20 protein-coding genes and 1 pseudogene are annotated in these 19,662 nt (G+C 50.6%); 14 read left to right on the forward strand and 7 right to left on the reverse strand.

The genetic code is table 11. From position 1 onward, the window contains the following. The first annotated feature begins 7 nt into the window (after positions 1-7). The 4 genes from BMY16_RS00820 (at position 8) to BMY16_RS00835 (ending at position 4,694) form a co-directional block, all read left to right on the forward strand. The gene (locus BMY16_RS00820; RefSeq protein ID WP_139207073.1) at positions 8-1,630 is read left to right on the forward strand and encodes an alpha/beta hydrolase; all 1,623 of its coding nucleotides are present in this window, start codon (positions 8-10) and stop codon (positions 1,628-1,630) included. A gap of 73 nt (positions 1,631-1,703) precedes the next feature. Further along, on the forward strand, positions 1,704-2,891 hold the full coding sequence (locus BMY16_RS00825; protein ID WP_091838758.1) for an Ig-like domain-containing protein: 1,188 nt from the start codon (positions 1,704-1,706) through the stop codon (positions 2,889-2,891). Between the two features lie 370 nt (positions 2,892-3,261). Then, positions 3,262-3,636 carry a hypothetical protein gene (locus BMY16_RS00830; RefSeq protein WP_091838761.1) on the forward strand — a complete coding sequence of 125 codons (375 nt, stop codon included), beginning with the start codon at positions 3,262-3,264 and terminating at the stop codon, positions 3,634-3,636. Positions 3,637-4,073: 437 nt separating this feature from the next. Continuing rightward, positions 4,074-4,694 carry a hypothetical protein gene (locus BMY16_RS00835; RefSeq protein ID WP_091838763.1) on the forward strand — a complete coding sequence of 207 codons (621 nt, stop codon included), beginning with the start codon at positions 4,074-4,076 and terminating at the stop codon, positions 4,692-4,694. A gap of 264 nt (positions 4,695-4,958) precedes the next feature. On the opposite strand, the gene BMY16_RS00840 is transcribed toward BMY16_RS00835, so the two are convergent. Both BMY16_RS00840 and BMY16_RS00850 read right to left on the reverse strand, forming a co-directional pair. Further along, entirely contained in the window at positions 4,959-5,555 is a 597-nt protein-coding gene (locus BMY16_RS00840) for a D-Ala-D-Ala carboxypeptidase family metallohydrolase (RefSeq protein WP_244512804.1), read from the reverse strand. 526 nt (positions 5,556-6,081) lie between these two features. Next, positions 6,082-6,309, reverse strand: a complete 228-nt coding sequence (locus tag BMY16_RS00850; RefSeq protein WP_091838769.1) for a DUF4248 domain-containing protein — start codon at positions 6,307-6,309, stop codon at positions 6,082-6,084. 293 nt (positions 6,310-6,602) lie between these two features. On the opposite strand from BMY16_RS00850, the gene BMY16_RS00855 reads away from it, so the two are divergent. The 6 genes from BMY16_RS00855 to BMY16_RS00870 all read left to right on the forward strand — a co-directional run bounded on the left by BMY16_RS00855 (position 6,603) and on the right by BMY16_RS00870 (position 12,713). Next, positions 6,603-7,145 carry an HU family DNA-binding protein gene (locus BMY16_RS00855; RefSeq protein ID WP_139207075.1) on the forward strand — a complete coding sequence of 181 codons (543 nt, stop codon included), beginning with the start codon at positions 6,603-6,605 and terminating at the stop codon, positions 7,143-7,145. Then, positions 7,142-7,246, forward strand: coding sequence for a smalltalk protein (locus BMY16_RS15395; protein ID WP_411267756.1), 105 nt, complete (start codon positions 7,142-7,144; stop codon positions 7,244-7,246). The genes BMY16_RS00855 and BMY16_RS15395 overlap by 4 nt, the downstream gene beginning before the upstream one ends. Before the next feature lie 113 nt (positions 7,247-7,359). Next, a complete protein-coding gene (locus BMY16_RS00860; protein ID WP_091838774.1) occupies positions 7,360-9,219 on the forward strand; it encodes a DNA topoisomerase 3 in 1,860 nt (619 codons plus the stop codon). Beyond that, complete coding sequence (locus tag BMY16_RS15660) at positions 9,216-9,650, forward strand: hypothetical protein (protein WP_211839316.1); 435 nt, start codon at positions 9,216-9,218, stop codon at positions 9,648-9,650. The genes BMY16_RS00860 and BMY16_RS15660 overlap by 4 nt, the downstream gene beginning before the upstream one ends. Next, entirely contained in the window at positions 9,647-10,645 is a 999-nt protein-coding gene (locus BMY16_RS00865; RefSeq protein WP_211839317.1) for an AAA family ATPase, read from the forward strand. Before BMY16_RS15660 ends, BMY16_RS00865 begins: the two co-directional genes overlap by 4 nt. Before the next feature lie 49 nt (positions 10,646-10,694). After that, entirely contained in the window at positions 10,695-12,713 is a 2,019-nt protein-coding gene (locus BMY16_RS00870) for a PorE family type IX secretion system protein (RefSeq protein ID WP_091838780.1), read from the forward strand. Here BMY16_RS00870 and BMY16_RS00875 read toward each other — a convergent pair. From BMY16_RS00875 to BMY16_RS00890, 4 genes and pseudogenes are all read right to left on the reverse strand, one after another. Next, a complete protein-coding gene (locus BMY16_RS00875) occupies positions 12,625-13,008 on the reverse strand; it encodes a DUF5056 domain-containing protein (RefSeq protein ID WP_170835957.1) in 384 nt (127 codons plus the stop codon). The genes BMY16_RS00870 and BMY16_RS00875 overlap by 89 nt on opposite strands. After that, positions 12,998-13,537: pseudogene (locus BMY16_RS00880) on the reverse strand (RNA polymerase sigma factor). The gene BMY16_RS00875 and the pseudogene BMY16_RS00880 overlap by 11 nt, the downstream one beginning before the upstream one ends. A gap of 36 nt (positions 13,538-13,573) precedes the next feature. Further along, the gene (locus BMY16_RS00885; RefSeq protein ID WP_091838785.1) at positions 13,574-13,771 is read right to left on the reverse strand and encodes a PspC domain-containing protein; all 198 of its coding nucleotides are present in this window, start codon (positions 13,769-13,771) and stop codon (positions 13,574-13,576) included. Then, positions 13,746-14,435: a DUF6249 domain-containing protein gene (locus tag BMY16_RS00890; RefSeq protein ID WP_139207076.1), complete on the reverse strand. Its 690-nt coding sequence runs from the start codon at positions 14,433-14,435 to the stop codon at positions 13,746-13,748. The genes BMY16_RS00885 and BMY16_RS00890 overlap by 26 nt, the downstream gene beginning before the upstream one ends. A gap of 133 nt (positions 14,436-14,568) precedes the next feature. On the opposite strand from BMY16_RS00890, the gene BMY16_RS00895 reads away from it, so the two are divergent. The 3 genes from BMY16_RS00895 to BMY16_RS00905 are packed head-to-tail and all read left to right on the forward strand — an operon-like array spanning position 14,569 to position 17,042. Further along, positions 14,569-15,750 carry a methyltransferase RsmF C-terminal domain-like protein gene (locus BMY16_RS00895; RefSeq protein WP_091838790.1) on the forward strand — a complete coding sequence of 394 codons (1,182 nt, stop codon included), beginning with the start codon at positions 14,569-14,571 and terminating at the stop codon, positions 15,748-15,750. Positions 15,751-15,768: 18 nt separating this feature from the next. Beyond that, positions 15,769-16,563, forward strand: a complete 795-nt coding sequence (locus tag BMY16_RS00900; protein WP_091838793.1) for a thymidylate synthase — start codon at positions 15,769-15,771, stop codon at positions 16,561-16,563. After that, a complete protein-coding gene (locus BMY16_RS00905; protein ID WP_091838795.1) occupies positions 16,560-17,042 on the forward strand; it encodes a dihydrofolate reductase in 483 nt (160 codons plus the stop codon). Before BMY16_RS00900 ends, BMY16_RS00905 begins: the two co-directional genes overlap by 4 nt. Before the next feature lie 8 nt (positions 17,043-17,050). Here the strand turns inward: BMY16_RS00905 and BMY16_RS00910 are convergent, their stop codons facing one another. Next, complete coding sequence (locus BMY16_RS00910; protein WP_091838798.1) at positions 17,051-17,470, reverse strand: ATP-binding protein; 420 nt, start codon at positions 17,468-17,470, stop codon at positions 17,051-17,053. 129 nt (positions 17,471-17,599) lie between these two features. On the opposite strand from BMY16_RS00910, the gene BMY16_RS00915 reads away from it, so the two are divergent. After that, entirely contained in the window at positions 17,600-19,654 is a 2,055-nt protein-coding gene (locus BMY16_RS00915; RefSeq protein WP_091838800.1) for a TonB-dependent receptor, read from the forward strand. Positions 19,655-19,662 lie beyond the last annotated feature (8 nt).

The raw sequence follows: 19,662 nt of genomic DNA on the forward strand, positions 1-19,662 counted from the left end.
AAGCAACATGAAAAAAGTATTATTCACAATGATGGCCGTAGTGCTCCTGTTAGGCTTGAGTGCCTGTAAAGACAATACCGACAACCCCGCAACCCCCAGCCAACAGGAGATGGAACAGAGCCTCGTCGGCCTGTGGAGCGAGTCATTCGACTATGAAGACGTCACCGAGGACGGCAAGCCCTTCAACCGCGCTTTGATTGTAGTGGAGGCCAAAGCCGACCACACGGGCTACATTGCCCTGGCTGTGTTTGATGACGAATTCAATGAGCCGCTCGAGATTTACGGCGGTCCGAAGGATGCACCGTTCACATGGCAGGTGTCTGCCAATGGACAAGTCACCCTGACCGACCCGAATACTGGCACATCCTATGCGGCGGCCCGCACACGCGGTGACGGGGGTCACAACGACTTTGTCGATATCGGTCAGATCAAGATGAGAAGTGGCTCGGGCAGTATCGCCTTCAGCAATGCCACCCACGAAGGTACACTTACCAAGACTGTAAGCAATAATAGCGGGATGATCCAAGACTGGATGGCCAAGTCGACCCTCCCTCGGGCCTGCATTATCGACAGCATCCCCGTGCTGCTTTTCCCCAACCACATGAACTATGTGTTCAACTATCCTTCTGTCGACCCCTTCGGCAATCCCTGCACGCTCAGCGGCACCATCACGGTCAACAAATCACTGATAAAGGAAGACAAGCCCTTCAACGGCATTCTGCTCTACAATCACTTCACGATCTACGCCACCACGCAGGCGCCTTCGCGCGGAGCCGTTGAGTTCCCCACCGGGGCTTCCCTCACCGACTTCATCGTCGTAGCCCCCGACTACTACGGCTTCGGCATCACCGAGAAAGAGCCGCAGGCCTACTGTATCTCACGCACCAACGGACGCGCCTCGCTCGATGCCTACCTCGCTGCCAAGCGACTGATAGAAGACTTTAAAGTGAAAAAGGGCGACGACTTCGTCATCGCAGGCTACTCGGAGGGCGGACAGACCACGATGGGCGTCTTGCGCGAGATCTCAGAGCGCCACCCGGAAATCAAGGTTAAACGCGCCTTCGCCGGCGACGGTCCCTACGACATCAACTCGATGTTCGACGCTGTCACCAAAGGTGAAACCGAGATGCCCAGCACCGTCTGCAACCTGCTCTATGCCTACAACCACTTCTTCCGTCTGGGTTACAACATCCACGACTATCTGAAGGATCCCGTGGCCAAGAACTTCGATGAGTGGTTCCTTAGCAAGCAGAACAAGCGCAGGGCCCTCGACGAGGAGCTTATCAAAACCAAGAAGACGAGCGATCTCCTCACAGAGGCCTTCCTCGATGCCAACAATCCCCTGTCGCTCAAGTTCAAGGCCGCCTTCAGTGAGGATGCGCTTACCAGCGGCTGGACGCCCCGCAAAGACTTCGATGTGATGCTCTTCCACGATACGAAAGACGATGTCGTGCCAGTGGAGAATTTCTATGCCATGAGCAAGTTCCTCAAGGCCAATGGCATCAAGACCGAGGAGTTTGTCGGAGAGTACAGCGCCGAAGCGACCAAGGAGGTCGGCATCACCAATCACGAGGTATCGGCTCTGACCTTCTTCCTCAGGATTGTAGAATGGATGAAGGCAAACTATTGAGACAATATTTGGATATTTTCGATATTTTGTTTACCTTTGCCACCAATAAATAATAATTTTAATCAATAAAACAATGAAACAATCAATGATGAAAAAACTCTGGGGACTGGTAGTCCTCTTTAGTCTTTCCATGTGTTTAACCTCGTGTGAAGATGTGCTCGGCCATTGGGAAAAGCCGACGCCTCCAGAATGTACCGTAACCAGTATCTCGCTGGACAAGACCAGCTTGGTGCTGTATATTGATGGCGGTGAAAATACTGCAACGTTGAAACCCACGCTCGTAGGCGATCCGGGCCTTGATCAGGTCGTCTTTAGTTCAAGACGCCCGTGGGTGGCCACTGTCGATGAGGAGACTGGCGAGGTGACGGCTGTTGATGGCGGTGAAACGACTATCACAGCCTCTATCGGGGATTTGTATGTCGACTGCGAAGTGAAGGTTTACCACAAGTTGCATGACATCAATACTGGAGATGCAAACATCCCAGCCAATGAGCAATGGGAGATCATAGGAACAAGTGACACATATAAGATTACTATTGCAGATGAGGCTACCGCCGTTCTCAATGGCGTCACCATCAACAGTACTACAGGGTCATGTATTGAGACCAGTGGAACTACCGGTTCCAACATCATCTTGGTTGACGGTACGACGAACACCATGACCACAACACACAATGGTTCTGCTGCTATTAATACAGCCTTCGGTCCGCTCAACATCTTTGGTCAGACCGCAGGAACGGGTAAGTTGGAAGCTAATGGCGGTGCTAGCGGTGCGGGCATTGGTGGTAGTTTGAACGGTAATTTCAAGGCTATCGTAATTATGGGTGGAGAAATTGAAGCTAATGGTGGTAATGGCGCTGCGGGTATCGGATCGGGATACTTTAGTGATGCCGCTACCTCTTCTTATACTAACGGTGACATTACCATCTCGGGTGGTACAGTAACAGCCACGGGCAAAGGTGGTGGCGCAGGTATCGGAACGGGAGAATCAGATAATGGTACGTATGCTGCATCATGCGGTAGTATTAAGATCGAGAAAACAGTTGTCAGCGTGACCGCCCAAAAAAGTACGGGTGCAAACTGCATCGGTAAAGGTTTTGGTAATGTATTACAGCACCCAATATATTTCGGCACAGAAAAAGTGACTAACGATGATGGTGATTATACAATTACCATAACCGATGGCACTTACCCCCATAGCGATGGCGACATGACACTTGCCATCTCCGGCGACACTTGGACGCTGACGCCAACCAACTAATGGTGCAGCATCTGGGTTGCGAAACAGCCCTTTTAATCATCTGAAAACAGTATCCCCAGTCGTAGTCACGGCTGGGGATTATTGAAAAACCAAAATATATTTGGTCATCTCTCGGCTACGCTCGAGATGACAAGGGGCATGGATCACGTCTGCACAATACATTTTAGCAAACAGCACCCCAAATTATATCGACGAATGGAAAAATCTATTAAAATAGAGTTAAATATTTGGCTATTTCCCCAAGAATCCGTACCTTTGCATCGTCAAAACATTGTTGAGCTTAGAAATAATGGTATGAATAACATCACATCACATTTACACCATATTTATATAGTCTCAATATTAGATTATTAATAATAAGCATAAAGATATGGAATGCAAAAACGTAATTTTAGATTTTGAGAGTAAGCCCGTAGATGAAACACTACAAGAGGCATACTGGAAGTATTATTTAGATCATGATAGCGCAATTCCCATTAGTGTAATGGGAGCCATGCTAGGTTCTATCAGGTGGATGGCACAATATTCAGACTTCTATTATGATGGGGGATGGCCAAATAAAAGTCATGAAGATTATAAACTGTATTATAATGGTATTTGGCAAGACATCTTAAGTCGCAAGCAGAAAACAGAAGATGTATTTGAAAAATATTTTAGTTCGCAAATGACCACAAGACTTTCTAACAAAATTAAGGAAGTCATAGAAATAGCCAAGTTGTTTGCACCTGAATATGCGCAATTGTGATAAGAAAAAAGTAATTTAGTTTTTCATATATTATTGGCAAAAGGGGTTCACTTCAGTGATGCGCGCCCCTTTTTTCATGTCATCTCGAGCGTAGATGGTCGCCTACCCGTTGCCTTTCGAGATGACAAGAAACGGAAGCTAGCTGATTACTTATCGGGATTCAACTGGTCAGGCCCATGCAGACTGACAGCAAAGCCATCATCATGAGGTTGGTAATCTTCTTCTTAATTTTTTAAGTTTTTGTTATTCAAATCGTTAATACTATTTCGATTGCAAAGATAATATAAATCGAAGATAAAACCAAATAAAAACTCGATTTTTTGTTTTTGTTGAACATAATATGTCCCCACAACAACATGGGAAGAGGATAGAAAAACAATCAAATGTTTGGAGGAATCTGAAATAATTATTACCTTTGCCAGCAGAAAACATATACTATGACAGAAGAGCATCTTATCGAAGACGAGATATTCGAAGACGAAGTGGAGCAAATGTGGCTTGTGGCCGAGGCTCCATCGAGGGATATTGCTGAGCAATTGGCTGATCTGCATTCCTTGAAGGGTGCGGGATTCATCAGCATGCTAAAAGAGATAACCCAGCAAAGAGCCTTTAGTCCTTTGGAGGGCGAAAGCAACATCTATACCACTGGTGGTACGAAGGATGATGATTATGACAATCTGCTGAATGCTGCCCGCAAGGCTGTGGAGCATGGTTACAGCGTCTATATCTTGCCAAATCCAAGAGGCATCAGAACAGCCGATTTCATCTTTGAGCGAAAGGGTGTGTACAAGATGTTCGACTTAAAGACTATTTCAGGGAAGAATTCAATCGACAATCGTTTGTCGGAGTCTGTTGGACAAACTAATCGTGTGCTGCTCAACATGACTATTGACTATTCGCCTAGTACATTGGCTCGTAACATTAAACATTACTTTGAGGCAAACTTTAATGCAAAAGAAGTTTTGGTGTTCAAGGGTAAGAAGCAATTGTCTGTAACCCGAAAGAGTTTGGAAGACAAACGGTTTTTCCAGACCTTTATTTGCCGTTACATCAAATAAGAAAAATAAATGAGCCACTTCCGAGTGACTCATTTAAAATGGAGTAGTGTCGATAAAGTCTTGCTCCCCCGCGGGATTCTGCCCGGATAGCCAGAACTTTCATTCTGACGGTGCAAAGATACGAAAAAGCGAGCAAACTACCAAATAAATCTCGATTTATTTTTAGTTTCGAGCGAAAGTATCTTCGGCGAAGCCAGAGATAAGAAGGAATTCAATATGTTCCAAATATTATTTATCCTGCAGGGATGCAAGCCTCGTTCTTTTTTACGTCTGCACAAAAGCCGTCTTCCGTCGATTCTCCTTCGGGCGCACTGCGAAGTGAATCCAGTAGCGCCCCTGCTTGCTTCGTTCGTTGAACAGTTCATCGTAATCCCGCTTCGAGCCATCCGCGATATCCAGCAGGATACACGCATACCGAATCGCCTGCTCAATGCCCACGCATCGGATATCCACCGCACACCCCGTCAGGTGGTTACTCGTTGGCGATCCTCCCACCGCCTTATTCACCTCCGGCGAGCGATAACCGCTCGTGATGATGATGGGCTCGTCACCCTTACAATCCCCTACTCCTTCGTAAATGAGATTATAATTCTCGCGCAGCTCCTCCAACCAATTCTCACAGAGATTCCTCAGATTCTCAATCGCCACATGGCTGGGAATATTCTTTGCAAGCAAAGCGTCTCCTTGCGTCGCCGAGCGTTCTCCCGCCGTTTTCACACTCGTCTTCGTAACCTCCCCGAGCGTAAAGTGAGGCGATAAGCGAAGGCCATCAAGCTTGCTTGAATGGCTGAGCGCAGCCTCACTCGGCGAAGCCAAGTGCTCGGAGAGGTGCATTGATTTATTCATTTCTACTGTTTCCATTTTGTGAGTTTGTGAGTTTGTGAGTTGTGAGTTAAATTAGCATTTGATGCCTTTTCCTGATTTAGGTAGACACTTTTCCTGAGAAAGTAGACACAGCCATGAAAAACACCGCGGTGGTTTGCCTCAGCGGCTGGAGGCGCGAAGCCTCCGAAGAGCGTCTCGGCTGCAATGTCTTGTACTAAAAACGTAGACACTGGTACTCACAACTCACAAATTCACAAATGGTTCTGAAAAAGTGATTATGGAGGGTGAGTGAGGTGGTAGAAAGAATTGGAGGTAGAGATAATTTAATCTATTTATTAAATTATATATATATTAATTATATTATAATATAATTAATATATATATAATTATTAAGAGAGAGATTGGTGAATTGAAAAAAGTATTTGTGAGTTTGTGAGTTGTGAGTAGCTCTAAGGGGGGGAGCGGAGTTTTAGTCGGAGTAAAGTCTCGGTTTACTCGGAGTAAAGTCCGAGTTTAGTCGGAGTAATCCTTAGACAAGCTCAGGGACCGAAAAGGGGGCGCTTTATGGGCGCCCCAGGTGGTGGTAGATAGTGTCTACCTCTGAAGGAAGAAACGTTCGTCGACGCTGCTTAGCGAAGCCTGAGAGGTCTGGATTTTCGCGTAAGAGTCTCTTGAACTTTTGCCAGGCAGAGCGAGGCAGAAGGAAAGGGAAATAACTCTGGGCGAGCTCCATGCGACCGATGGCCGACGATTGATTGGTGTTTTGATCGTAATGATTGGTAATAAACATAATTGATAAATAGTATTGATTAAACGCACCACAAAGATACAAAATAAAAGAGCGTTTTGCAAGAAAAACGTCCAAATACCGGGCGTAAGTACTCATAAGTTCACATAAGTTCACATAAGTACTCGCGCAGAGGGGTAAAATTTGGAAAAAGGCATTTTATTTAGTAACTTTGCAATGCATTCCAGAAGAGAAGATCGCAGTGCGCAGGCGGGAGGCTCGGAAGGGTTGCAAAGAGAGAACAATTAACATTAAGCTTTAAGCTTTAACCATTAAAAAAGAAAGGAACAAAGAAAATGGCAAGTGAAGTAATTGCATTTCCGGTGAATCTCCGGAAGAACAAAAACCAGTACAACGCCGGTTACGGCCAGTACTATCCCGAGGCAGACACCAAGGAGCCTCTGAGTCTGAAGGGCTTCGCCAAGCACCTCGCTGAGCACGGAAAGCTCGTAGACTACCCCATGGCGGTGCTCGTGTTGCAGAACATCGTGGCATGTCTGAAGGAGATGGTGATCCAGGGTCAGCCCGTGAAGCTCGACGGCTTCGGAACGTTCTCGCCCAGCATCGAGAGCGACGGCAAGAAGGCGCAGGACACGGTGGAGAAGTCGCTCAATGTGGGCATCGAGAATCTGATTGCGGGTGTACACCTGCGCTTCGTCCCCGAGAACTCGAAGGGCGAGAAGCTGACCAGTCGCGCGCTGAAGGAGGAGTGTACCTTCAAGGCCGCCTACGTGGTGGAGTCGAAGAAGAAGACCATCGACGGCAAGGAGCGCACCTATCAGGAGAAGATTCCCATCAGCTCGTTCGCAGTAGCAACCCATCAGGAAGGAGGTGAATGATGAGTAAGAGAGAGACGTTGAAGTGGACGCTGCAGATCATAGCGTCGGTGATCACGGCAGTACTCACGGCACTGGGGGCCACCTCGTGCATGGGTATGTAGAGAGAGAAGGGGCAGGCGATTTGGTTCGTCTGCCCCTGTTTTTGTGGGCATTTTATGAAAAACCAAAATATATTTGGTTATCTTCGCACTTTTTTGTACCTTTGTCCCCTGATATGATAGTATGTATTGCAGAGAAACCTAGCGTGGCGAGAGATATCGCCCGGATTATCGGGGCCACATCGTCGCGCGACGGATATATGGAGGGGAACGGGTATCAGGTGACCTGGACCTTCGGACATTTGTGTACCCTGAAGGAGCCAGGCGACTATAGCCCGGCATGGAAGCCGTGGGCACTGACACAGCTGCCCATGGTGCCACAGCGCTTCGGCATCAAGCTGATAGACGATAACGGCATCAAGAAGCAGTTTGCCACCATCGAGCGCCTGATGCAGGCTGCCGACGGCATCGTGAACTGCGGTGACGCCGGACAAGAGGGAGAGCTTATCCAGCGATGGGTGATGCAGAAGGCGCAGGCGAAGTGCCCCGTGAAGAGACTGTGGATATCGTCGATGACCGACGAGGCCATCCGCGAGGGATTCGCCAACCTGAAAGACCAGCAGGATTACCAGCCGCTCTACCTAGCAGGACTCTCACGCGCCATCGGTGACTGGCTGCTGGGCATGAACGCCACACGACTCTACACGCTGAAGTACGGCCAGAACCGTCAGGTGCTCTCCATTGGGCGCGTGCAGACCCCTACCCTCGCCCTCATCGTGAACCGACAGAAGGAGATAGAGAACTTCAAGCCAGAGCCCTACTGGGTGCTGGCAACCGTCTACCGAGATACCACCTTCACCGCCACCAAAGGGAAATTCACCTCGAAGGAGGAGGGCGAGAAGGCTTTTGAGACCATCGAGGGCAAGCCCTTCACGGTGACGAAGGTGGAGAAGAAGGAGGGCAAGGAGCAGCCACCACAGCTCTACGACCTCACCTCGCTGCAGGTGGACTGCAACCGCAAGTATGCCTATTCTGCCGAGATGACGCTCAACCTGATACAGAGCCTCTACGAGAAGAAGTATACCACCTACCCCCGTGTGGACACGCAGTACCTCTCGGACGACATCTACCCCAAGTGCGGACCAACGCTGAACGGACTCTATCAGACGCAGTTCGGCGGGGTGGCTCCCTATGCCGAGCTGATCAGGCCCATCGGCGGCAAGCCCCTGAAGAAGAGCAAGCGCGTATTCGACACCTCGAAGGTGACCGATCACCACGCCATCATTCCGACGGGCGTGATACCACACAACCTGAGTGATGCCGAGCAAAAGGTGTTCGACCTCGTGGCAAGGCGGTTTATCGCCGTCTTCCTGCCCGACTGTAAGTTCTCGACGACGACGGTCTTAGGAGAGGTGGACGGTATTGAGTTCAAGGTGACGGGTAAGGAGATTCTGGATCCGGGCTGGCGCGTGGTGCAGGGCAAGGAGAAGCAGAAAGACGAGGAAGAGAAGAAGGGCGACGACGAGGAGCGCACACTGCCCACCTTCGTAAAAGGCGAGAGCGGCGAGCATAAGCCGACACTGACGGAGAAGTGGACCACGCCCCCACCTTATTATAATGAAGCCTCGCTGCTGAGGGCCATGGAGACGGCAGGTAAGTTTGTGGAGGACGAGACCCTGCGCGCCGCCATGAAGGAAAACGGCATCGGACGACCCTCATCAAGGGCAGGCATCATCGAGACCCTGTTTAAGCGCCGCTACATCAAGCGCGACAAGAAACGCCTCATCGCCACACCCACTGGCATAGAACTGATAGACCTGATCAGGGAGGAGCTGCTGAAGAGCTGTGAGCTGACAGGTATCTGGGAGAAGAAGCTGCGTGACATTGAGCACCAGAAGTACGACCCGCAACAGTTTATTGAGGAGCTGAAACAGCAGGTGGCCGAGATTGTGCACGAGGTGATGACCGACACCAGCAACCGAAGGGTGACCGTGCTGACAGATGCCGAGCTGAAGAAGATAAAATCGCCGAAATGACAATACGGAAGCGCAAACCCTGGCTATGGGGCAGCCTCCTGTTGCTTCTCATCGGCGGAATGATCTACATCCTGTTCCGCTCCAGACAGACGCTTATCAATCTGCTGCTCGACCATGCGGGAGCTAACGGTCTGGAAGGCGCACGGGAGGCCATCAGCCAATGGCAATTCCCAGAATGGGTGGTCTACAACCTGCCGGGAGGACTATGGTCGGGAGCCTATATCATGCTCATCCACGCACTGACCATGGGCGAGCCCATCGGCAAACGCCTCTTATGGGCGGGATTGATTCCCGCGCTCGGTGTGCTCTCGGAAATGATGCAGCAATTATTGCTGCTGCCTGGTGTGGCCGACCGTTGGGATATGTTCTTCTATGTACTACCCTATTTTGTCTATTTTGTGTATATATCACTAAAAACTATAAGATCATGAATGTTAACATTAACAACAAGTGGGCGGCAGCCATCGTCTTCGTGCTGCTAGGCATCTTCACCATGCTGGTTCCCACAGACGAAGAAGAGAAGGATGAGGAATCGACCACCGCTGAGACCACCGAACAGAAGACGGAGGAGAAGAAAGACAGTGTGGTGATTAACCCCGTGCTCGACACAGACCCCTATCAGGAGTTGGAAGACCTGATTGGACTCGAGAACGTGAAACAGGAGGTGAAATCGCTGGCCAACTTCGTCAAGTTGCAGAAGCAGCGCCAGCAGAAGGGGCTGAAGACTCCGAAGCTCTCGTACCACCTGGTGTTTACGGGTAGTCCTGGTACAGGTAAGACCACCGTGGCCCGCATCGTGGCACGTATCTACAAGGACCTGGGTATCCTGAAGAAAGGCCATACCGTGGAGACTGACCGCTCGGGACTGGTTGCAGAATACGTGGGTCAGACAGCCACCAAGACCAACGCCATCGTAGACTCGGCACTCAACGGTGTGCTCTTCATCGACGAAGCCTATGCACTCGTGCCCGAGGGCAGTGGTCAGGACTACGGACAGGAGGCCATCTCGACCCTGCTGAAGCGCATGGAGGACGATCGCGACAAGCTGGTGGTGATCATCGCCGGCTATACCAACGAGATGAAGCGATTCATCGACTCGAACCCCGGACTGCAGTCGCGTTTCAACCGCTATATCAACTTCCCCGACTATTCGGCCCAAGAACTGGTGAAGATCTTCCACATGTATATGAAGAAGAACCAGTATACCATCTCTGACGAGGCCGACACGCTGCTGAAGGAGAAACTCGACTACGCCGTAGAGCACAAAGACAGGAACTTCGGTAATGCCCGATATGTGCGCAACGTGTTTGAGAAGGCCATACAGATGCAAGCCAACCGTCTGGAAGGAAAGTCGAACCTCTCCGACCGTCAGCTGACGGAGATTACCGCCTCGGACATCGAAAGGTCGTTCGCCAGCGTGAAATAACAGCTGCCCAAAATAATAATCCGCATGCCTCATGCGTTATTAATAAGGTATGCGAAGACATCTATACATCCTATACATCGCCCTCTGCTCCCTGCTCCTTCTGAGTTGCGGAGCAGAGAAGGCTATGAAGAAAGGCGACCAGTTCTACGCCATCGGAGAATATTACAACGCCGCAGAACAATACAGGAAAGCCTATTCGCAGACACCCGCCAAGGAGAGAGACCTGCGAGGCCAGCGCGCCCAGAAACTCGCAGAGTGCTACCGGCGCATCAATGCCACCACCAAGGCCATCAACGCCTATAACAACGTGGTGCGCTACAAGAAGGCCGACTCCATCACCCACCTCTACCTCGGACAACTCTACCTGAAAAACGGCAATTATAAGGAGGCTGCCAAAGCATTCCAAACCGCCAACGACTCACTGCCCGGCGATGAGCGGGTGAAGAACGGCCTGAAATCGGCACAGATGGCACCAGCATGGAAGAAGGAGGGTTCGGCCTATATCGTGAAGCGGATGGACGTGTTCAACTCCCGCCGAGACGACTACTCACCCATGATAGGCGGTGACGACAATAACCTGCTCTACTTCACCTCCACCCGTAACCAGGCACAAGGCGACGACTGGAGCGGGATCACAGGTGCCAAGGCCGCCGACATCTTCCTCTCGCAGAAGGACGACCAGGGCCGATGGAGCAAACCCCAGAGCATCGACTCGGAACTGAACTCCGACTTTGACGAGGGTGCCTGCTGTCTGTCGCCTGATGGCAGGACGATGTATCTCACCCAGTGTAAGACCGACCCTACCCATCCACGCTATGCCACCATCGTGGTGTCGGAACGAAGCGATGCCACCTGGACGAAACCCCGCGAGCTCACCATCTCGAAGGATACCACCTGCAGCTATGCCCACCCCGCCGTCTCGCCTGATGGCGAATGGCTCTATTTCGTCAGTGACATGCCTGGAGGTATGGGCGGACTCGACATCTGGCGCTGCCGTCTGCTCAGCCATGGAGAAGCTGGCGTGGTGGAGAATCTCGGCAAGCCTGTCAACACAGCCGGCGATGAGATGTTTCCTACTTTCCGTCCCAACGGCGACCTGTATTTCTCGAGCAACGGCCACCCAGGCTTCGGAGGTCTCGACATCTACATTGCCAGAGGCCATCAACTGGAACATCTGGGCTTTCCCGTAAACTCCCAAGGTGATGACTTCGGCATGACGTTCGAAGGCAAGCGCAACCAGGGATTCTTCTGTTCCAGTCGTGGCGACCAGCGTGGCAACGACCACATCTACAGCTTCTACAATCCGGAGATCGTACAGACCGTGAAAGGCTGGGTGTATGAGCAGGACGGCTATGAGCTGCCTGCCGCACAGGTATATATGGTGGGCAATGACGGTACGAACCTGAAACTCAGCGTACGCGGTGACGGATCGTTTACACAGGAGATCAAGCCAGGCGTGGACTATGTGCTGCTGGCTACCTGTAAGGGGTATCTGAACCATCAGCAGGAGATCAGCGTGGCTCCCGCAAAGACCTCGGAGGAGCATGTGCTGCAATTCCCCCTGGCCAACATCTCCGCCCCAGTGCTCATAGAGAACATCTTCTACGACTTCAATAAGGCCACCCTTCGCCCGGAGTCAGCAACAGCCCTTGACGAACTCGTCAGATTGTTGAACGAGAACCCCAACGTCACCATCGAGCTCTCTGCCCATACCGACTGCCGAGGTTCCGACCCATACAACGAAGCCCTCTCCCAGCGAAGAGCCGAGAGCGTGGTGAACTACCTGATTCAGCACGGCATTGCTTCAGACCGTCTCACGCCCAAGGGGTATGGCGAAGGCAAGCCCAAGCGCATCAAGCGTAAGGTGGCAGAAAAATATCCGTTCCTCAAGGAGGGCGATATACTCACCGAGGAGTTTATTGCCACGCTCCCAGAGGAACAGCAGGAACAGTGTCACCAGCTAAACCGGCGCACGGAGTTTATTGTATTACGTACAACTTACGGGCTATTTGATAAGGCAGGAAGATTAATACAAAAGCCAACAGCAGCAGAACCACCCACGGATTGACGGGTATCTCTGTGGTTGGAGCTGTTACCATCAACACCTCGAGCCATCCCAGCATCATGCGCAAGCCTCCGTAGAACAGACCCTGCAGGATCTGCCAACCTCCGAACACGAAAAAGAGCACCACGCCCACGACACCGCAGAAGATGGTCCACAGTCTGGACAGACGGCGCACGCGCTCTGCACTGGTCTCGGGCAGGCTCTTCATCACCCGCTCCGTAAAGCCGTTGTCTTCAATCTGCTGCTGAGCAGCCTGCTTGAAGAATTCCTCTATCATGATATTGTCTTTATCGGTCATAGCCATTTTCCTTTAAATAGTTTGCCAATTTGTCTTTTCCTCTCTTCAGGTGAGATTTCACCGTATTCTCGTTAATCCCCGTAATCTTGCTAATCTGGTCGACCGGATAACCATCGATAAGCTGCAGGGTGACGCAGCTGCGTTCATCGGGCTTCAACAGGGCCAGAGCTGCATGGATATCCATCTTCAGGTTGGAGTCGCCGGACTTCGAGGACTGCCGAACCGCCGAACTGGTATCGATATCTTCGGTCTGCTTACGGGAACGGACATCATCGTAGAACACGTTGTAGGCAATGCGCATGAGCCATGTAGAGAAGCTCGACATACCTCGGAACTTCGTGATGTTCACATAGGCCTTGATGAAAGTCTCCTAGGCAAGGTCGTCGCTCAGCTGCTCGTCGCCCAGCGTCTGATTCAGGAAGAAACGACGCACAGGTGACTGATACTTCCTAACAAGCTGGTCGAAGGCCTTCTTGTTGTGCAGTACCGCCACCTGGGTTACGAGAGAGATATCGCTGAGATCCGCCACCTTTTTACCCTTTTACCTTTTTACTTTTTTACTTTTTTACTTTTCCAAAAGGTTCTTTTCCGGCATCACAATCCACAGCACGATATAGAAAATCAATCCGCTGAAGGCTGTGAAGAGTGTCAGGAAAGCGTATGCTATTCTAACCAATACGGGGTCGAAATCCAGATACTCGGCAATGCCGCCGCAAACCCCAGCCCATACTCTGTCGTTAGAGCGTGTCAGTCTCTTGTTCATTGTTGTTCATTTTATAGTTGTTATAATCTTGAAAATCTCTCGGGGCATCATTCTTAGCCTGGCGCGCTACGTACCACTTTCCGAGTCCGATGAAGAATACCAGGGCACCGATGCCTATTCCCAGTTTTCCGATGATGATACCCAGGAAGATGGCTAAGCCAACACCTGTGAACATCTGGCGGAGGCCTGTATCGTAGTCGTCTTTCGTCATCGCGGCTGTATTCTCCTTCAGCAGCTGATCAGGAATAGGTTGTCCGTTCTGCATGGCCATCTGTGCCAGTTTGTACTTCTCCCTGCGGTTCTTGTTCACAAAGTAGAAGATGGCGATGATGATACCTATCGGTGCAGCCAGGAACATGATCAGAATGATCAGCAGTACGAAGAGCATGCCTGCGATGTCATCTCCGTCGAGGTTATTAAAGATCCCAGGGAAGCCGCTGACGTGGTGAGTGGTGTGACGACGGCTCTGAATGTACTGGTCGTCCTCAGCATCCTCTGAATTAGCAACATTGGTTGTGTCAGAAAAGGCTTCGATTGCGTCCTGATTGTTTTTAGTAGTGTCCACCTGCTCCGTACGAGGAGTATGGCGGTGTTTCTGTGCTGCAGCGTTAGCATTCATGCTAAGCGTGAGCACCATGGCGATTGCGATTAAACACTGTTTCATATTTATTCTCCTTTTTAACTTTTATCTGTTTAACTTGTTTCTTTTGTCTATTTGACGAAACAAATTATAATTTAGTTGCAAAGATAGTGATAATTCCTATTTTTTTTGTAATTTTGGCGCGAAAATAGCATTTATGACGAATTTACCTGAGGATTTCATCCGTGAGACGAGGTTGGTGATGGGCGAGGAGCGCCTGAACCGCTTCTTAGGAGCCTTCGATGACGAGGCTCCCGTAAGCATTCGGATTAATCCGAGGAAGGCTGCTTCCGCCAGAGTCTCAGGCGAGAGAGTTGCTTGGTGCGAGGAGGGTTATTACCTTGAAGGGCGCCCGCAGTTCACGTTCGATCCCCTTTTCCATGCAGGCTGTTATTATGTGCAGGAGGCGGCATCGATGTTCGTCACCCATGTATTGCGACAATTTGTCAAAGACCCCGTGGCGATGCTCGACCTTTGTGCCGCCCCTGGCGGAAAGTCTACGGCTGCCATCAGCGTATTACCTGCAGGCAGTACACTGGTAAGTAATGAGCCTATCGCTAACCGTGCACAGATTCTGTTGGAGAACATCACGAAGTGGGGCTATCCTGAATGCAGCGTCACCAACGCCTACCCTCGCGACTTCCGAAAGGCGAAGGCCAGCTTCGACGTGATACTCTGCGACGTACCCTGCTCTGGCGAAGGCATGTTCCGCAAGGATCCTGCCACCATCAGCGAGTGGAGTCTGCAAAATGTGGAAAAGTGCTGGCGACTGCAGCGCGACATCGTGGCCGATGCATGGGAGTGTCTGAATCCCGGGGGATTGCTAATATATAGTACATGTACCTTTAATATAAAAGAGAACGAAGAGAACATACGGTGGATTCTCAAGACATACGATGCGGAGTTGATGGAAGTTCCCACACAGACGGAATGGCATATCACGGGTTCGCTACTCGAGGGCTTTCCTATGCCCGTCTATCGTTTCATCCCAGGGATCACCCGAGGAGAAGGACTGTTTATGGCTGTGGTGAGGAAAAAGGGCACGTCTTCTCACGATAAGAGGAAACAACTCCCGTTAAAACCGCTGATGATTGATTTCCCCACAGGAGAGCCCATCAGTCTCTCCTACCCCGAGGCACTCAGGTATCTCCGGGGCGAGGCACTGGTATTGCCTCCCGATACACCCCGTGGCATCGTGACCATCGCCTACAAAGGATTCGCACTGGGACCTGCCAAGAATATCGGCAACCGCGCCAACAACCTCTATCCCAAGCCCTGGCGCATCAAGACCACGCATCTGCCCTCAGAACCTGTTGGGATATTGAAAATTGAAGATTGAAAATTGAAATATTGAAATATGAAACAGTACTTAGACATTCTGAACCGCATCCTTACCGAAGGCACTGAGAAAGGCGACCGTACCGGTACAGGCACCATCAGTATCTTCGGCACCCAGAGCCGATACAACCTCGACGACGGTTTCCCTCTGCTCACCACGAAGAAGCTCCACCTGAAAAGTATCATCTACGAACTGCTATGGTTCTTGAAGGGCGACACCAACGTGAAATACCTGCAGGAACATGGTGTCAGGATCTGGAACGAGTGGGCTGACGAGAATGGTGAGCTGGGACCTGTATATGGTCACCAGTGGCGCTCATGGCCCGATTATAACGGGGGGACTATCGACCAGATACAGTACGTGCTGGATCAGTTGAAAAACAATCCGAACTCCCGTCGTATGATTGTCTCGGCATGGAATGTGGCCGAGGTGAATAAGATGGCCCTGCCCCCATGCCACACCATCTTCCAGTTCTATGTGGCCGATGACCGTCTCTCGCTGCAACTCTACCAGCGCTCGGCTGATACTTTCCTTGGCGTACCCTTCAACATCGCCTCTTACGCCCTCTTGCTCCAGATGATGGCACAGGTAACTGGATTCAAGGCTGGGGACTTCATCCACACGACGGGCGACACCCACCTCTACCTGAACCATATCGAGCAAGCCAAGCTCCAATTGACACGAGAGCCGAGGCCATTGCCACAAATGAAGCTTAACCCCGATGTCAAGTCGCTCTTCGACTTCCAGTTCGAAGACTTTGAGCTCATAGGTTACGATCCACATCCCCATATTAAAGCAGAAGTGAGTGTATGATATCGATTATTGCAGCGGTGGCGAAGAATAGAGCCATCGGATTGAAGAACAAACTGATTTATTGGCTCCCCAATGACCTGAAGCGCTTTAAGGCACTCACCACAGGTCATACCATCATCATGGGGCACAACACCTTTCTCTCCCTCCCCAAAGGAGCCCTGCCTAATCGTCGTAACATCGTGCTGAGCCGAAGTGCCAAGGCTTTTCCAGGCTGCGATGTCTACCCTTCGCTGGAAGAAGCCATCGCCCATTGCTCTTCAGATGAGGATATCTACATCATCGGAGGGGCTAGCGTCTACCAGCAGGCTCTGCCTCTGGCCGACCGTCTCTGTCTCACAGAGATTGACGACACCCCTGTTGAAGCCGACACTTTTTTCCCTGAGTACAAGGACGAGTGGCAAGAAGAAAGTCGTGAAGACCATCCTATGGACGATCGTCACGACTTCCGCTATTCGTTTGTAGACTACGTCAGAAAGTAGACTTATCCTTATTGGCCAATCTTCTTGGTAAGCGTAAGGATGTTGTAGCCATCAGCCGTACGCTCATAGGACATCGTGTCCATGATGCTACGGATCATGTGGATACCCAGACCACCTACCTGACGGTATTCGAGTGTAGCTTCCACATCGGCCTCATGATGCTTTGTAGGATCGAAGGCAATGCCATGGTCCTTGACCACCAACTTCAGCACGCCATCTATGACCTCAGCTGTTATTTCCATGCCTTCAGGTTTTGTACCCTCGGGATAGGCATGATTGATGACGTTAACTGCCCATTCCTCAACAGCCAGATTCAGGCTTCTGAAACTCTTATCACTGAGTTCATAGCCACGACAGACTTCTTGCAGGAAAAACTCCAACCTGCTCGTCTCAGAAATATCGTTCTTTAAGATGATATGCTGAACCATGTTGCAAATATAGGAAAAAAGTAGGACACAATCAAGATTGTTTGTCAAGAAATGGCATAAATATAGTTAAAATTCAGAAATCTTCACATTTTATCAGTACCTTTGCAATCCCTTTTTTATTTATAACAAATGTACAAACCAACTTTCAACATGAAGCGCCAGGTCCTGGTGTTCCGACATTTCGGAAACAAGGGCTACTCGCTTTTTGCCTGTCTGGGGCGCGAGGTGGTATGCAGTGTGCTCTCAGTAGCCACACTGACCTATGCCTCTGCAGAGAGTGTCAGCACGGATCCCGTGGTGAGTGACTCTGCCTCGATGACGACGGCTCGCGAGATGATGCTCGAGGAGGTCAGTATCACCGGCTCGAGGGCGCCCCTGACTAAAAGTCAGGCTGCGAGAATGGTCACTGTACTGGATCGTGCAGATATTGCGCAGGCTCCAGTACAAAGTATTAACGATTTGCTCAAATACGCTGTTGGCGTAGATGTACGTCAGCGCGGTCCCATCGGCACTCAGACAGACATCTCCATCCGTGGCGGTACGCAGGACCAGGTGATTCTCTTGCTCAACGGCATCAACATCTGTGACCCACAGACGGGGCACAATGCGATGGACTTGCCAATAGACCTGAGCGAAATTGTACGCATCGAAGTACTAGAAGGCCCTGCAGGAAGAATCTACGGAAGTTCATCACTCGTAGGAGCCATCAATATCGTGACGAGACCAGCCCCTACGACAAGTGCTGACGTGACAGTGGAAGGTGGCAGTTATGGCTACGGCAAGGTAAGTGCACGCGCCAACCTGCGACAAGGATCATGGAACAACCAGGTGAGTGCGGGCTATAATCGTAGCGACGGCTACTCACGTTCGAAGGCGGGGACGCTGAATACCGACTTCAGCGGTTCGAAAGCATTCTATCAGGGACAATACGCTGACAATGACGTACGTATCCGCTGGCACCTCGGTATTGCAGACAAAGGCTGGGGCTCCAGCACCTTTTATGCCTCACCGAAATGGCAGGCCGATGACCAGTATGAGCACACCACAAAACTCTACTCGGCCATTCAAGCAGAGACATCTATCGGTAAGCTACGCCTGATGCCCAGCATCTACTGGAATCAAAACTACGACCGCTATGAAGGATATCGTAACCATCCTGAGAAGATGAAGTACAACTATAACCGCACAGATATCTATGGTATCAACCTGAGCAGTTATTTCGACTGGGCAGCAGGGCGCACAGCCTTCGGTGCGGAGATCAGAAACGAAGACCTCATGAGTGGCAATCTCGGTGAACCCCTTTCAGAGCCACACGCTATCAAAGGTACAAACCGCGACTATACATTAGGCTTGAACCGCACGAACATCAGCGGTTACTTGGAGCACAACCTGTTGTTAGAACATCTGACGGTATCTGCAGGTCTCGTGGCAGTGAAGAACACCTGGAGCAACATGAACATGACCATCTATCCAGGCATCGACGTCAGCTATCGTCCTGACACCCACTGGACGCTCCACGCCTCCTACAACACCTCTCTCCGCATGCCCTCATTCACAGAGATGTATTACAAGCTTCAGGGTTATGCAGCCGATCCCCACCTGAAGCCCGAAGAGATGCAAGCCTTTGAGGCTGGTGCTCAATATAGCCAGCAAACGCTGACGATATCCGCCACTCTCTGGCATCACCGTGGTCGTAATATGATCGACTGGATCATGGATACCTCATTGGGAGACGAGGCTGTATGGCAAAGCGTCAACCACACGAAAGTAAACAGCCTTGGTTTCGAGGTCAAAGCCCAGCTTTCAATTCTTAACTCTCAATTCTCTGCTTCCTACAGTTACATTGATCAGGATAAAGAACAGGAGCCGAATATCGTGTCGCAATACGCTTTAGAATACCTGCGCCATAAGTTCGTGGCCAATGCCCTATTACCTCTCTGGAAACAATTGACGCTCGGTCTGAACTTCCGCTGGCAAGACCGTGTGGGACAATACACCGACTTTGACGGCATCGTACAGGATTACCAGCCATACGCTCTCGTCGATGCGCGCCTGTCGTGGCAGCAAAAGAAATGGAAGTTGTATCTTGAGGGCAACAACCTCTTCGATAAAGACTACGTAGATTTTGGACATGTCGAGGAACCTGGCCGATGGCTCATTGTGGGAATGAACCTCTCCCTATAATCATAATC

The sequence above is a fragment of the Prevotella sp. ne3005 genome (genome assembly GCF_900110085.1).
In the GTDB taxonomy this organism is placed as follows: Bacteria; Bacteroidota; Bacteroidia; order Bacteroidales; family Bacteroidaceae; genus Prevotella.